12 protein-coding genes and 1 tRNA gene are annotated in these 14,885 nt (G+C 71.4%); 5 read left to right on the forward strand and 8 right to left on the reverse strand.

Annotated features, from left to right (window positions below; translation table 11 throughout):
• Positions 1-305 (forward strand): cytochrome P450 (locus ACWENQ_RS28430; protein ID WP_452416985.1); only part of this gene is annotated, 305 nt, incomplete at its 5' end.
• A gap of 76 nt (positions 306-381) precedes the next feature.
• On the opposite strand, the gene ACWENQ_RS28435 is transcribed toward ACWENQ_RS28430, so the two are convergent.
• From ACWENQ_RS28435 to ACWENQ_RS28450, 4 genes are all read right to left on the reverse strand, one after another.
• Positions 382-3,525 (reverse strand): BTAD domain-containing putative transcriptional regulator, encoded by a 3,144-nt coding sequence (locus tag ACWENQ_RS28435; protein ID WP_452416987.1) that lies wholly within the window; start codon positions 3,523-3,525, stop codon positions 382-384.
• An 814-nt stretch (positions 3,526-4,339) separates the two neighbouring features.
• Positions 4,340-4,705 (reverse strand): DUF2809 domain-containing protein, encoded by a 366-nt coding sequence (locus ACWENQ_RS28440; protein ID WP_452416989.1) that lies wholly within the window; start codon positions 4,703-4,705, stop codon positions 4,340-4,342.
• A 149-nt stretch (positions 4,706-4,854) separates the two neighbouring features.
• Positions 4,855-4,989 (reverse strand): hypothetical protein, encoded by a 135-nt coding sequence (locus ACWENQ_RS28445; protein WP_449930601.1) that lies wholly within the window; start codon positions 4,987-4,989, stop codon positions 4,855-4,857.
• Positions 4,990-5,690: 701 nt separating this feature from the next.
• Positions 5,691-5,762: transfer RNA gene (locus ACWENQ_RS28450), tRNA-Arg, on the reverse strand.
• Between the two features lie 138 nt (positions 5,763-5,900).
• Between ACWENQ_RS28450 and ACWENQ_RS28455 the strand changes: the two genes are divergently transcribed.
• A complete protein-coding gene (locus ACWENQ_RS28455) occupies positions 5,901-6,266 on the forward strand; it encodes a response regulator transcription factor (protein WP_354911476.1) in 366 nt (121 codons plus the stop codon).
• Positions 6,267-6,758: 492 nt separating this feature from the next.
• On the opposite strand, the gene ACWENQ_RS28460 is transcribed toward ACWENQ_RS28455, so the two are convergent.
• Positions 6,759-9,494, reverse strand: a complete 2,736-nt coding sequence (locus ACWENQ_RS28460) for a helix-turn-helix transcriptional regulator (RefSeq protein WP_452416991.1) — start codon at positions 9,492-9,494, stop codon at positions 6,759-6,761.
• Between the two features lie 100 nt (positions 9,495-9,594).
• Here ACWENQ_RS28460 and ACWENQ_RS28465 point away from each other — a divergent pair, with 100 nt between their 5' ends.
• The 3 genes from ACWENQ_RS28465 to ACWENQ_RS28475 all read left to right on the forward strand — a co-directional run bounded on the left by ACWENQ_RS28465 (position 9,595) and on the right by ACWENQ_RS28475 (position 11,975).
• Positions 9,595-10,200, forward strand: a complete 606-nt coding sequence (locus tag ACWENQ_RS28465; protein WP_354911384.1) for a LysE family translocator — start codon at positions 9,595-9,597, stop codon at positions 10,198-10,200.
• Between the two features lie 150 nt (positions 10,201-10,350).
• The gene (locus tag ACWENQ_RS28470) at positions 10,351-10,902 is read left to right on the forward strand and encodes a TetR/AcrR family transcriptional regulator (protein ID WP_449930655.1); all 552 of its coding nucleotides are present in this window, start codon (positions 10,351-10,353) and stop codon (positions 10,900-10,902) included.
• 20 nt (positions 10,903-10,922) lie between these two features.
• Positions 10,923-11,975, forward strand: a complete 1,053-nt coding sequence (locus tag ACWENQ_RS28475) for an alpha/beta hydrolase (protein WP_452416992.1) — start codon at positions 10,923-10,925, stop codon at positions 11,973-11,975.
• A gap of 216 nt (positions 11,976-12,191) precedes the next feature.
• Here the strand turns inward: ACWENQ_RS28475 and ACWENQ_RS28480 are convergent, their stop codons facing one another.
• The 3 genes from ACWENQ_RS28480 to ACWENQ_RS28490 are packed head-to-tail and all read right to left on the reverse strand — an operon-like array spanning position 12,192 to position 14,864.
• Positions 12,192-13,379, reverse strand: coding sequence for a hypothetical protein (locus tag ACWENQ_RS28480; protein WP_452416993.1), 1,188 nt, complete (start codon positions 13,377-13,379; stop codon positions 12,192-12,194).
• A 9-nt stretch (positions 13,380-13,388) separates the two neighbouring features.
• Positions 13,389-13,769 (reverse strand): RidA family protein, encoded by a 381-nt coding sequence (locus tag ACWENQ_RS28485; protein ID WP_449930658.1) that lies wholly within the window; start codon positions 13,767-13,769, stop codon positions 13,389-13,391.
• A gap of 9 nt (positions 13,770-13,778) precedes the next feature.
• Positions 13,779-14,864 (reverse strand): alanine racemase, encoded by a 1,086-nt coding sequence (locus tag ACWENQ_RS28490; RefSeq protein ID WP_452416994.1) that lies wholly within the window; start codon positions 14,862-14,864, stop codon positions 13,779-13,781.
• Between the last annotated feature and the right edge of the window lie 21 nt (positions 14,865-14,885).

Below are 14,885 nucleotides of genomic sequence, written 5' to 3' on the forward strand. Positions count from 1 at the left end.
TCAAGGCCGGCTCGATGGTCATCCTGTCGTACAACACCGCCAACCGCGACCCCGAGCGCTTCTCCGACCCCCACGTGCTCGACCTGCGCCGGCAGGACGGCGGGCACCTGGCCTTCGGCCACGGCATCCACCAGTGCCTGGGTCAGCAGCTGGCCCGCGTCGAGATGCGGGTCGCCTTCCCCGCGCTGGTCAACCGCTTCCCCACGCTGCGCCTGGCCGTACCGGCCGACGAGGTCGCCCTGCGCCCGGAGACGGCGGACGTCTACGGGGTGAAGAGCCTCCCGGTCACCTGGGACGTGGCATGAGTGCCACGAACCCGCGGCTCTTCCGGCGAGTGGGGGTCCCGGCAGCGTGATCTCGGCCGGCTCACGTCTGCGTCGTTCACGGAGCGAGCGTGATCTCGGCCAGCTCACGCCAATCCCACCGCGCACCGTCACGGGTCGCCTCGGCGAACACGGTTTCATCGAGGCGCTTGCGCGTGTCCGCGACGATCCTGGCAACGTCCGGCAGCGAACGATCCGGCGTACCGCGCACCCCGTCGCTCGCCGCGAGCAGTCGCACGGCCTGCTCGTCCTGCCCCTGGCGCATGGCGAGATCCGCGATCCCGATCAACACCTCGGCGATCGTCGGCGGATACGTCGTCCCGATGGCCGCGCGCAACGCCTCGGTCCGATGCGCGCGGGCCTGCTCGAGATCCTCGGTGAGGTAGCCGTACAGGTCCATGGCATGGGCGAGGACGGAGTCGCCTGTCTCCGCGTCGCCCAGCACCGCCCGCACCGTGGCCAGGTGCTCGCGTGCCTGGTCCGGCTCGCCGCGCCAGCGCGCCAGCTGCGCCTTCGAAAGCGCCAGCCCGGCGAGCGTGCCCGACCAGGCGATCCCGTCCGCGTACCGCTCCGCTTCGGCCATGGCCGACGTGCTGGAACGCTCATCGCCGAGCAGCCAGTACAGCTGAGCCTGCCGCGCCCGCATGCCGACCACGTCCTCGCTCGCACCCAACTCGGTCAGCGCCGTGACCGCCTCGTCGTAGTACTCACAAGCGCGTGCGAACTCGCCTCGCGTGGCGAGCCGATCGGCCAGGAAGCTCAGCGCCAACGAGATCCCCCACCGGTCGCCCAGCGTGCGGAACTCGGCAAGACCGATTTCGAGGTCGACGTCCACGTCGGTCTCGTCGCGACCGAGCGTGAGCCGGAATCTGGCACGACTGAGCCTGGCCTGCGCGCGCGCCCATGGATCGTCGCCGGCGATGAGCGGCTCGAACGCGGACAGGACCTCCGTCGGCTCCTCCAGCAGCCGCTCCAGCGGCGCGACGAACCCGAGCAGCGGATGGCGGTACTCGCCGCGCTGGGTGAGCCGGTGCGCCCCGTGGATCCACTCCCGCGCCTGATACTGATCACCACCCGGCCCGGAGGACACGAACACCGCCACGATGCCGTACGCCATCGCCCGCACCTCATCGGACACCTCACCGTGCAGCGAGGCCGCCGCGATGCTCAACGCGGTGCCCTCGGCCCTGTGCCCGCTGAGGAACCAGTACCAGCCCACGGCCGCGACCAGCCGCATCGCCTCCTGGGCCCATCCTTCGGCGATCGCCCCGCGCAGCGCCGCATTGATGTTGTCGTGCTCGGCCTTGAGCGTGGACAGCCACTCCAGCTGCTCGGCCTGACGAAGGTGCGGCTCGGCGGTCTCGGCCAGCTCGGTGACGTAGGCGAGGTGCGCCCGCCGCGCCGGCTCGGTCTCGCCGGCTTCGGCGAGCCGGTGCGCCGCGTACTCCCTGATGGTGTTGAGCATCCGGTAGCGCGGCGTGCCCTCGCCGTCGGCGAGCACCAGGGACTTCTCGATCAACGCGGCCAGCACGTCGAACACCTGCTCCCCGGCGAACGCCTCGTCCCCGCACACCCGTTCGGCCGCTTCCAGGCTCGCCCCGCCGGAGAACACCGAGAGCCGCCGCAGCACGCCGCGTTCGGCCTCGGTCAGCAGATCCCAGCTGTAGTCCACGACCGCGCGCAGCGTCTTGTGCCGGGGAAGCGCCGTACGGCTGCCGCCGGTCAACAGCCGGAAACGGTCATCGAGCCCGCCGGCCAGCTGATCGATGGACATGGTGCGCAGCCGGGCCGCGGCCAGCTCGATCGCCAGCGGCATCCCGTCCAGCGCCCGGCAGATCCGCGCCATGGTCGACAAGGTGTGCGCGTCGGCGCCGATGTCCTGGCGCACCAGACCCGCGCGGTCCCGCAGCAGCCGCACCGCGGGCGAGGACCCGACGTCGGAGAGGTCCGCCCCCTTCGCGGGCAGCGCGAGCGGCTCGACCTGCCACAGCACCTCCCCGGTGATGCCGAGCGGTTCCCTGCTCGTGGCCAGGATCCGCAGCCTCCGGCACTCCCCCAGGAGCCGATCCGCGAAGGCCGCGGCCGCCTCGATCACGTGCTCGCAGTTGTCCAGGATCAGCAGGATCGCGCGCTCCCTGACCGCGGCGATGAGCCGATCCATCGGCTCCCCACCCCGCCCGTCACCGAGCAACGGCTGCTCGCGCAGGCCGATCGCGGTCAGGGTGGCCTGCGCCAGCTCACCGCCTGCCCGCACCGAGGCCAGTTCGACCAGCCACGCCCCATCCGGCAGTTCGGCGAGCATCGTCCGCGCGGTCTCCGTGGCCAGCCTTGTCTTGCCCGAGCCACCCGCCCCCGTCAAGGTGACCAGCCGGTGTTTGACGGCCAGACCGGCGACCGCGGAGATGTCGTCATCCTTGCCGACGAAACTCGTCAGCTCGGCGCGCAGGTTCGTCCTGCGGTTCTCCGCCCGCCCGCCCAGCTCACCGCGGAGCAACGCGGTGTGCAGCGCGGAGAGCTCGGCCGACGGGTCGGCACCCAACTCCTCAGCGAGCCGCTCGCGCGTCCGCTGGTACAGGGTCAGCGCCTCGTTCCCACGCCCCGCCTCGGCGAGCGCTCGCATCAAGGCTGCCACGAACCCCTCCCGCAGCGGGTACGTGGCGACCAGCTCGGTCAGCTCCGAGACCAGCTCCGAGCCATGGCCGAGGCGAATGTCGGCATCCACCCGATCCCCGAGCGCGGCGACGTGGAGTTCGTCCAGACGCGCGACCGCGGCGTCGAACGCGTCGCTGCCCTGGAGCGCGATGTCCGCCATGGCCGTACTGCGCCACAACGCCAGGGCCGAGCGCAGCAGATCCGCCCGCGCCGCGGGCTCGGCGGCACGGGCCTGACCGACCAGGCGCTCGAACCGGTACACGTCCACGGCATCAGGCGCCACAGCCAGCCGGTACCCGCCGGAATCCGCCTCGATCACGCCGTCCGGCAACACCCTGCGCAGCCGGGACACCAACGCCTGCAAGGCGTTCACCTCGTCCGCGGGCGGCTGCTCCCCCCAGATCCAGTCCACCAGCCTCGCCCGCGTGACGACCCGGCCAGGTTCGAGGGCAAGGGCGGCCAGCAATGCGCGCAGCCGAACCCCAGGAACCTCCACCACGGCCTCATCGTGGTTACGGACCTCGAACGGTCCCAGCAATCCGACTCGCACGTCAGCATTGTGCCGAACCACGGCGACAACCGGCTAACCGCCGCCGAGCACAAGCCACGAACACCGCCGACCTTCATCGGATCGTTATCCCCGCAGGTCGAGCGAATGCGCTGGATTTCCAGCGGCTGCTACGGCGACCGCCGACTCAAGGACGTCCGCCGACGCGTGATCAGCACCGAGCGACAGTCCGCGCGGGCTGGCCCGCCTTGCCATCGCGCTGAACCGCCTCGATCAGGCCGCTGGAGTGGAGATCGTGAGTGCCCCCTGGAGGATTCGAACCTGCCCACCCGGCTCCCGAGGCCTATCCACGATCACCGTTCTACCCGCGCCTTCCAGGGGCCGGCCGTAGATCCGGCTGGCAACCGGCCCGAAAGGCCCTCCAAGCCGCGCCGGGTCGAGCACCCACCACCGGTTCGTCCATATTCATGGGAGCCGTGGACCGAGAGCACTTCTTGCGCCGGCTCCAGGCATGTGCGCGGGATGTCACAGTCCGGACACGACGCTGCGGCGGCCATTCACACGAAGGGACGATCACAGCGAGACCGGACGGCCTGCCTGCCCGCGACTGGTGTCGTGCTTTGATGTGCGCCTGCCCGGTGTCGCAGAATCAGCAGAAAGCTGCTTAGAGCGCATCGGTGCACGTCAGAAGGGCGCACTCGGCAGCCGTCGAGCCTTCCGCAGAACCCAGCGGAATGTCCTGAGATACGGCGGTCCTGCTTTGCGAAGGCTGGCCGCCGCGCAGGACGAACCCGATGATCTCGCTGCTGTGGGGGCATCCGTACCGTCAGCGTGCCGGTGGGGTGGCGTCCGAGAGTCAGCCGGTCTGATCACCGGATCGGACCAATCGGCGTTCCCAGACCAGGGCCGCGACCACACCGATGGCATAGGCGACCAGGTCCCATGGGTCGGGGAACGCGCCAACCAGGACACCGCCGATGCCCGGCGGGGTCATGCCGACTATTTGGTAAAACTCGACGGCGGCGGCGATCGTGGCCGTGGCCAGGGTGCGCCGTGCGGCGGTGGTGCGCCACAGCAGCCCCAAGGACGCATAGACCAGCATGGTGGCGCCGACGTCGCTCACGTAACCGCGGATGAACGGTTGTCCCGGGCCCCGGTAGAAGAGGGCAAATGCGCCGACGGCGAGGGCGACGCCACCCAGAAGGACCATGGCGCGGCGCATGCGATTGACATCTTCTCCGAATCTCTATGATCAGGACGAACTGATCATAGAGCTCGTCCCTTATGGCGGCATGCTGATTGCGTCAGGTCGGCGACCGCAGTGGAGTGCCATGGCGACGGCATGCCAGCACGCTGGAACGTAGTGACGATTCATCCGGAATGAGGTTCGTTGGCCACCTCATCCACCCGGGCAATCGGCTTGCCGATGTCGAAGTCGATCAGCGCGGCGGCCTTACCGTCCCGGAACACGATGTTGTCCGGCGTGTAATCCATGTGCCTGACCACTTCCGCCGGGTAGGTTCCACCTCACTCCGTCGAAACCATCCTGACCTATCCCGCCCACCCAGACGCCGCATGACCGTCCGCCTGGAAACCTCAAGGCCGCCAGCCTGGATCATGCTGGCCGCCCACCTGACCGTGCACATCGTGCTCGGATTCACTCAGCCTTGCCCTGACCCATCTGGCTGTGCTCAGCCGCGCTCAGCGCACCGAATGGCGCTGCTGTTGTCGACGGTTTGGCCCGGCCCGATAAGCGCTGCTCGCCCTAGCTCACCTGCGCAACGGCGACACCTACGCGCATCTCTGGGTGTCATCCCGACTATCGGCATCACCACAGTCGGGCGCTAACGTCTGGAAACCAGTCCCTTTGGTCGGCCACATCCGCGCAGCCCCGGAAAGGGCGCCCTGGTTGATCTATGTGGTGGAGAGCACCCTCATCCCCCGTTGGTGGCGTGCTCACAAGCCACCGTACGGCAGCAGCGGACAGAAGCAACACGGCGTGAACATGCACTTCCTTGCCGACCTTCAGGCTGGCTGGTGTCGACCTCGCCAGATCTGCCAGGCACCCGCCACCCGAGGTCGGCCCACAACTGGCCCACAGCCAGCGAGCTTCAACGAGAACGGGCGGGACTCCGTGAGACTGGAGGCCCGCCCGTACCTGCGCTGTTTGCCCTGGTCGGCGGCCAAAACCGCCGCTCAAGATCGAGTGCCCCCTGCAGGATTCGAACCTGCGCACCCGGCTCCGGAGGCCGGTGCTCTATCCCCTGAGCTAAGGGGGCTCGACGACTGACAACGTTACCAGCATTCACCCACCACTCTGCACCACGATGAAGCTCCGAGCACACATCCAACGAAAACCGCACGGGCGGGCCTCGCGACGGGTTACCTTGGCGGCCGTGGGCGATGATCTGGGCAGGGTGCTTGTAGTAGATGATGACGAGGTCATCAGGCAGCTCATCGCGGTCAATCTCACCTTGGAGGGTTTCGAGGTGGTGACCGCGACGGACGGCCAGGACTGCCTCGATCAAGTCTTGGACGTGATGCCCGATGTCATCACGCTCGACGTGATGATGCCCCGGCTGGACGGCTGGGAGACGGCCTCGCGGTTGCGCACCGACGAGGGCACCGCCCACATCAAGGTGGTGCTCATCACCGCAAGAGCCCAGGAGTCGGACCGGCGGCGCGGGCTGGGGATCGGGGTTGACGCCTACCTCACCAAGCCGTTCGATCCGGCCGAGCTGATCCAGGTGGTCAGGGAGCTGGCGGACAGGGCCAAGGCTTAGGGCGGATCTCGCCGTGGGCGGTGGCCGTCCAGGTGTCGGGTGGAGGTGCACCGGCAGACTCGGCCGGAGGCGCTCCTGTGCCGAGCGGAGACTCTCCGATCTCCCTCGGCAGGCGACAACCCTCGCGCGGTAGAACCCTCCCTTGGGAGGCGACGACCCTCCCACGGCAGAACCCTCCCGCGATAGGCGATAACGCCCGCGAGCGGTGGCGGCCACCCGGACGCCAGGCGAGCCCCCCTTCGACGGCAAGCCGGTCTGCGGCCGTTCAGGGGCTCGTGGAGCCGCTTACGACGGCAGATCCGGGCTGGAGCCGCCATGAGGCCTGGATGGCCCGTGGAGGCGTACCGGACCGCTGCTGCGGTCGGCTCTCCTACCTACGGGCGCCTCGGTGCCCGGCTTGGTCGGCGCCTGCCGCTGCAGGCCTGGAACATACGCCAGGCGAAAGCGCGCTGGCAGCGGGCCTGGAACACGCGCCGCGTGAAGGCGCGCGGGCTACGGCAGCAGGCCGTGTTTGCGGGCGATGGCCGCCGCCTCGGTGCGGGTGGAGGCGTCGAGTTTGCCCAGGATGTTGGAGACGTGGACGCTCACCGTCTTCTGCGCGATGAACAGCCGCTCGCCGATCTCCCTGTTACCCAGCCCTTCGGCGACCAGCGACAGCACCTCCGCCTCTCGCGCCGTGAGCGTTCCTGAGGGCCCGGAGCCGGTGAACCTGACCCGGCGGCCGAACTCGTCGAGCGCGGCGGCGAGCGGCGCCGCCCCGAGCTTCGCGGCCGTCTCGCGGGCGAGGGTCCATTCTTCCTGCGCGGCGGTACGGTCGCCGGTGGCCAGGAGCGCCTCGGCGAGCCGCCGGCGGGAGCGGGCCACCTCGTAGGCGAAGCCATAGGAGAACGCCTCGACGACTTCGCGCCACTGGCCAGGGTCGGAGCGGCCGTGGACGCGCGCCCATTCGGCCTCGGCGCGCAGCCGCCAGGCTCGGCCTTCGAGGCCCATCTCGCCGCGCTCGCCGTCGGGCCCGTTGGAGGCGGCGTGGCGGGCGCGGGCGATCAGCTCGTCCGCGCCGTCGGTACGGCCGAGCTCGCTCAGCGCCGCCAGGCCGGTGCTCACGATGCGGAGGGTGCCGGGGTCGCTCGGGCTGAGGATGTCGAGGACCGCCTCGACGTGGTCGAGGGCGGCGACGGGGTCGCCGTTCCATAGGGCGTGCTCGGCGGCCAGGCCGCGGGACATGTAGGCGACGAGGTCGTCGCTCCAGAACGGCTGCAGCCAGGTGAGGCGCTCGGCGACGTTCGGCAGCCCGCGGGCGACCTCGATGAACAGCGCGAACGACGAAAGGGTGGACTCGGGGACGGTGCCTGCCCGGGTGGGGAAGCGGGCGGCGACGGCCTCGGCGGCGTCCCATTCGCCCGCGACGTAGTGGATGAGGAAGCGGAGGAAGCGCAGGTCGGTGCCGTAGGTGCTCCAGGTCAGCCCGGTCTCGCTGGCCACGGCGATGCCGCGCTCGGCGACTTCGGCGGCCTCGTCGAGACGCCCGAGGTCGTAGTGGAGGCGTGCGAGGTTGAACAGGGCGCGCAGGTCGATGGCGAGGTTGCCGGAGGTGCGGGCGGCAGCCGTACCGAAGAGGCGCTCGGCGTGGGCCCAGTCACCGCGCAGCGCGGCGGCGGCGGCGAGGGTGACCAGGGCGCTGGCCTCCGCGTCGGTGGCGCCGGCCGAGCGGGCGGTGGCCAGGGCACGCTCGGCCAGCTCCTCGACCTCGCCGTGTCGGTCGGTCCAGGACAGACAGCGGGCGAGGGTGGCCAGGGCACGGGCCAGGACGGCGGGCTCGGTGGCGGTGGCGACGGCGGACTCGGCGACAGCGACGGCCTCCTCGCTCTGGTCCATCTCCCACAGGTAGGTGGCCAGGCGTTCCTGGACGTCGGGGCCGGCCGGGACGGCGCGCAGGCGGGCGATGGCGCCATGGTTGTCGCCGCTGTCGGCGGCGGTGATGGCGCTGCGCATGGCCAGGGCACGCCGGGGCTCGCCCGCGCGCCGTTCGGCGTCGGGGACGCGGTCCCACAGTTCGAGGACCTGGTCGTAGTGGCGGTGCGCCTCGGCGGGGGCGCCGAGGCGCTCGGCGATGCGGCCCGCCTCGGCGGAGGCGGTCAGGGCGCCGACCAGGTCGTGGCCGGCGAGGTGGTGGTGGGCGAGTTCGGCGGGCGAGGTGAGCCGCGCGGCGAAGGCGGTGTGGAGGCGGGTGCGCTCGCCCGGCAGCAGGTCGGTGTAGACGGCCTCCTGCAGCAGCGCGTGGCGGAAGGCGTAGCCGTAGCCGTCGACGCGGAGCAGACCACGGGAGACGATCTCGCGCACGGCCTCCTCGAACTCGCCGACGGGCAGGCCGGAGATCTCGCGCAGCAGCGTGTCCTCGACGCGGCGGCCGGCGACGGCGGCGGCGCGCAGGACCCGCTGGCCGGGCTCGGACAGCACCTCGACGCGGGTCAGCAGGAGGCTGGCGAGGCTGTCGGGCAGCGCCTCGCCCTCGGCCATGGCGGCGAACAGCTCCTCGGCGTAGAAGGGGTTGCCGTCGGCGCGGGCGACGATCTCGCCGAGGCCGCGGGCGCCCACCTCGCCGAGGGTGGTCACGTAGTCGGACATCTCGCCGGCGCCGAGCGGGCCCAGCTCGATGGCGGTCACCGAGGGCAGGCGCTTGAGCTCGGCGAGCACGGGGCGCAGCGGGTGGCGGCGGTGCAGGTCGTCGGTGCGGTAGGTGCCGACGACGCAGACGCGCTCCGACTGCAGCATGCGGCTGAGGAAGACCAGCAGGTCGCGGGTGGAGCGGTCGGCCCAGTGGAGGTCCTCGATCACGAAGAGGACGGGCTGGATGTCGGACAGCATGCCGAGCAGCGAGCCGAACAACCGCTGCTGGGTCAGCCCCGAGGAGGACGCGGCGGCGCCGCGGTCGTCGAGCAACCGGCCGAGGATGGGCCGGGCGGCGACGGCGGCGGCGAGCGCGGGCTCGCGCAGCGCGTCGGCCAGCGGCAGGTACGGCAGGGCGTCGCCGAGCTCGGCGCACTGGCCGACCATGACCTGGACGCCCCGACGGCGCGCCTCGGCGACCAGCTCGGTGGCCAGGCGGGTCTTGCCGATGCCCGCGTCGCCGCCGACCAGGGCCACGCCCGCCCGGCCCGTCACGGCGTTGTCGAGCACACGAACGAGTCCGCCCAGCTCGGCGGAGCGCCCGATCATCAGCCCGTTCATCCGGCCACTATGCCATGACCGGCGGACATTCCCATTGGACCCATGGAAACACCGGTCATTGGACCACATCCATGGACCAAGTCCGGCGTAGCGTCAGCGCATGCTTCTCTTTCTCGCCGCCTCGCTCACCCTGGTCCTCATCCCCGGGCCGAACCACCTCTACATCGCCGCCAGGGGGCTGTCGCAGGGCAGGTCGGCGGCGCTGGCCAGCGCGTTCGGGGTGGAGACCGGCACCCTCGTGCACATCGCGGCCGCGGCCGCCGGCCTGTCCTATCTGATCGCGCAGTCGGCGACGTGGTTCGCGGTGGTGAAGTGGGCGGGTGTGGCGTACCTGGTGTATCTGGGGGTGCGGACGCTGACCGGCAAGGAGGAGCTGACCACCCGTACGGCGGAGCCGCAGCCGCTGCGGGCGGTGTTCCTCGAAGGCGTGCTGGTGAACGTGCTGAACCCCAAGGTCATCCTGTTCTTCCTGGCGCTGCTGCCGCAGTTCGTCGACCCGGCGGCCGGGTCCCCTGCGATGCAGATCGTGCTGTACGGCGGGACGTTGCTGCTGCTGGGGCTGCTGTCGGACATCGTGTACGCGTTCATGGCGGGGGCGTTGAGCGATCGGCTGGCCAAGCGGGCCACGGCGCTGCGGTACGTCAGCGGGCTGGTCTATATCGGCCTGGGCATCGCGACGGCGTTCACGGGCCGCCGCACCGCATGAACCGCCGTCGCGCCGCATGAACCGCAGCCGCACCCCCTGAAGCGCGACCGCACCGCCTGAACCGCGGTCGCACTGCCTGAAGCACCGTCGCACCGCCTGAACCCGGCTTTCACCCGCACAACGCAACGGTGCGTTGCTACGATCGCCCGTATGGCACCGCGCAAGCAGCAGGAGATCTTCGAGGCCACCCTCACCCTGCTGGCCGAGCGCGGCTACGAGGACCTGACCATCGAAGGCGTCGCCGAGCGGTCGGGCGTCAACAAGACGACCATCTATCGCTGGTGGCCGTCCAAGCCCGCCCTGCTGGCCGCCGCCCTGGTCGAGGCCGACACGCTCGCCCTCGACCAGCCCGACACCGGCACGCTGCGCGGCGATCTCGAAGCCCTGGTCGACGGCATGATCGCGTTGATCACGCGCCCGCCGTCGAGCGACATCGCGGTGGCCGCGCTCGGCGCCGCCGTACATCATCCGGAGCTGAACGCGCGGGGGTTCTTCGCCGACCGGTTCGCCCGCGAGCGGGAGGTCTTCGAACGGGCCATGGCCCGGGGTGAGCTCGGGGACGACACCGATCCGATGCTGCTCGTCGACCTGCTGGCGGGCGCGGTGTGGGTGCGGGCGGTGTTCAGGGGGTTGCCGCTGGAGGCCGGGTTCGCGCGGCGGGCCGTGTCGGCGGTGCTCGACGGGGTGACACCACAGCAGTAGCCGCCCACAAGGGAGCCGCAGTGATCCGACGCCTGCTCGCCGCCTGTCTCGTCACGGCGCTGACCGCCGTCGGCTGCGCCACGGGTCCGGCGACACCTCCCAGCGGCGCGGGTACGGCGGCGCCGCCGAGCGGCGCGGGTAGGGCGGCGCCGCCGAGCGCCGCCACCCCGGCGACACCCCCGAGCGGCCCGGGCCCTGCGGCACCCCCGAGCGCCGCCTCCCCGGCGGCACCCCCGAGCGCCGCGACCCCGGCGGCACCGAGTGGTTCGACTCCGGCGATGCCGCCGAGCGGCGTCACTGCGGCGACGCCGTCGAGCGGCGCCGGTCCCGGGAGGCCGACCGCGCCCGTCATCGTGTCGGAGCGGCGGGACGGCCGCCTGGTCACACTCGTCGTCGACTCCCCCGCCGTCGGGCGGGAGGCGGAGGTCCAGATCCTGCTCCCCTCCGCCTGGCGTCCGGGCACCCGCTGGCCCGTCCTCTATCTGCTCGACGGCTGCTGCAGGGAAGCGGGCAGCGCGTGGGTGACCAGCGGCAGGGCCGACCAGGTGACCGAGGACGCCGGCGTGATCGTGGTCATGCCGGAGGCGGGCTTCGCCGGCTTCTACAGCGACTGGCTGGACGGCCCCCAGTGGGAGACCTTCCACCTCACCGAGGTCCGCGAGCTGGTGGAGCGGCGCTATGGCGGCACCGGCAGGCGGGCCGTCGCGGGCCTGTCGATGGGCGGGTTCGGGGCGCTGTCCTACGCGGCGCGGCATCCCGGCATGTTCAGGGCGGCGGCCTCCTTCTCCGGCCTGCTCGACGTCAGCCGGCAGGACGTCGACCACCTCACCTCCCTGTCCGGCGACGACCCCGGCAAGCTGTGGGGTACCGACCTCGCCGCGCACAACCCGACCGCGCTCGCGGGCAGGCTGAAGGGCATCCCCGTCCATGTCTCCTGCGGGAACGGCGAGCCGGGCCCGCTCGACGGGCGGAACACGCCGAAGGACGTCGGCGAGGAGTTCGTCGAGAGGGAGAACCGCGCCTTCGTCGCCGCGGCGAGGAGGGCGGGCGTCAAGGTCACCGTGAACCTCTAGGGCCCTGGCACGCACCGCTGGCCGTACTGGACGAGAGAGCTGGAGCGGGCGCTGCCGATGCTGCTGGCGAGTGTCAGGTGACGCGGGGCCGTACCGGTCACGAGCGTTGACCGACGCGCGGCCCACGCTGCTCGCGAGCGTCCGTCGAAAGACGCGCGGCCTACGCTGCTCGCCAGCGTCCGTCGACCGACGCGCGGCCGGTGCCGCGCGTGAGCGTCAGCCGAGCGCGGCCGGGATGCGGTCGAGCGTCGGGTACGGCACCAGCCCGTAGGCGTAGAAGTCGACGGCGGCGGCGCCCGCGGCCTTGGCGGCGCGGACCTTGGCGACGAGCCGGTCGGCGGTGTCGCTGTCGGGGTGTCCGGGCCGCAGGACGGCGCGCACCTCGCGGTCCTTGCCGACCGAGCGCAGGTAGGCGGCCACGTCGTCGGCCACCCGGGCGGCGTCGCGGGCGTAGCCGAGGACGCCGAAGGACGGCACCAGGTCGCCCAGCGCGACCAGGTCGACGCCGAGCTGCCACGCGTCGTGGGCGGCCAGGCCGGGCGAGGGCAGGCCGTGCTTGTAGCCCTTGACGGCGCCCGTGGCGTCGATGAACGTCAGCTGCGACCCCTCGGCGGCGACCGCGGCCGAGACCTCGGACACCAGCGAGGTGACGGTCTCGGAGCGGGCGCGGGCGTAGTTGACGACGTCGGGCCCGGCGTAGGCGGTCAGCGCCGCCCTGGTGACCTCGCCCTGCGCGGGCGGCTCGCCGTCCAGGACCGCGCCGACGATGCGTGAGCACTCGTCGCGGGCCACCTCGGCGTTGACGCCCAGGTCGCCGGCCCTGCGCATGCAGAAGTCGCAGAAGCACAGCGCCATGAGGTAGGCGTCCATCGGCCCGAGCGGGACGAACGAGCGCTCGGCCTTGAGCGGGCGGTAGTGCAGCGACTCGGCCACCACGCTGTCGACGCCGAGCCGGGCCACGGCTCTGGCCAGCGCGACGGCGTAGAGCCTGACGTCGGGGTGGGCCGGGCACAGGTCGGTGGGGTAGCCGCGGTCGCCGAAGCAGTTGCGCACGGTCACGTCGGGGTGCTGGGCGCCGATCGTCTCGTTGCGCAGGAACACCGTCCAGCCGTGGAACTTCAGGTCGCGCGCCGTGCAGGCCGCGCGCAGCCCGTCGAGGACGTCGAGGTGGCCGGGCGCGGGAAGCAGGCGCAGCTGCCCGAACAGGTCGTCGGGCAGCGAGAAGTGCGCTCCGTCGTGGCGGAGGGTGAGCCTGGACAGCCCGTGCGGAGTGACGTCGCGGGTGCCGTGGTGCACGACGCCGACGGTCACGCCGCCGACGCCGTAGCCGCGGATCCTGTCGAGCACCTTCTCCATGCCCTCGCTGCGCAGATCCTCGGCGAAGACGTACACGGAACTGTCCACAGGCGAACCCTACGCGCTCTTGTGCGCGACGAAGTCGATCTCCACGAGGATGTCCATCAGGTCCGAGCCGACCGTGGTCCTGACCGGGTACGGCTGGGTGAAGTAGGACTTGTAGACCTCGTTGTAGGCGGCGAAGTCGCGCTTGAGGTGCTGCAGGTGGACGGTCGACTTCACCACGTCGTCGAAGCCGAGCCCGTGGGCGGCGAGGATGGCGCCGAGGTTCTTCATGACCTGGTGGGTCTGGGTCTCGATGTCGTCGCCGACGATCTCGCCGGTCTGCGGGTCGAGGGGGCCCGCGCCGGAGGTGTAGACGAAGTCGCCGACCACGAGGCCCTGCGAGTAGGCGCCGACGGGGGCCGCGCCCTCGGCGGTCCTCAGTTCCTTCTTCACCGGATCTCCTTAGAAGTGGGTGGTGATCGTGCCGACGACGGTGTAGTCGTCGTCGACGAGCGGGAGCACGCGCCACTTGTCGAAGGCGGTGCAGGGATGGGAGACGCCGAAGGCGACCAGCTCGCCCACCTCGAGCGCCCCGTGGACGACGGTGTGCTGGTCCTGCATCTTCACCACGGTCAGGCCGGGCCTGCGCGGGATCGGCAGGCCCTCGTCGTAGGGCACGTCGCGCTTGCCCATGCCGATGATCGCCAGGTCCGGTTCGGGGGTGGACAGCACGTGCGCCCAGATCTCGAAGGCGGGCCGCAGGGAGCCCTCGATCCGGTTGAAGGGCGTGCGCTCGCGGTAGTAGCCGTCGTCGTGGGTGACGTAGGCGCCGCTGCGCAGGATGATCTTCGCCTGGGTGGTGACGAGCTCGCGGCCGATCACGTCGAACCACTGGCTGCCGCCGACGCTGAGCACGGGCGCGCGGAGATGTTCGACGGCGTTCTGCAGGATCGCCAGGTACTTCCGGACGTCCTCGGCGGTCTTCAACGCCCCCTCGTAGCCGGCCACGCCCGCGAGCTCCACGCCGTCGCTCGCCCGCACGTAGGCCGCCAGGTCCAGCAGGTCGTCGAACTTCCTGCAGCCGGCGCGCCCGCCGTGGTGCCCCATCTCGACCAGCACCGCGAACGGCCGGCGGCCCGCGTGCCGGGCCAGGATGTCCACCCCGGCCCGCGAGTCGACGAAGCTCACGAACTCGAAGCCGGGGTCGCGGTCCAGCTCGGCGGCGGCCCAGGCCAGCCCGGCCGGGTCCACGACCTGGTTGGCGACCATGATCCGGGAGGCGCCGAACCCGCGCACGGCCATCGCCTGGCTCGGGGTCGCGACGGTCAGGCCCCAGGCGCCCGCGTCGAGCTGCATGCGGGCGATCTCGGGTGACATGTGGGTCTTCGCGTGGGGCGCCAACAGCATGCCGTGGTCGCGGGTGAAGGCCGCCATGGTGGCGATGTCGTGCTCGAGCGCGGTGCGCTTGACCACCATCAGCGGGAACGTGAACGCCCCGCCGAACACGGGCTGTCCCAGGACGTCCGCCCCCGACCGAAACCCCTTCATCGCACAGACCCTACCTTTCCG

The sequence above is a fragment of the Nonomuraea sp. NPDC004354 genome, assembly GCF_053602555.1.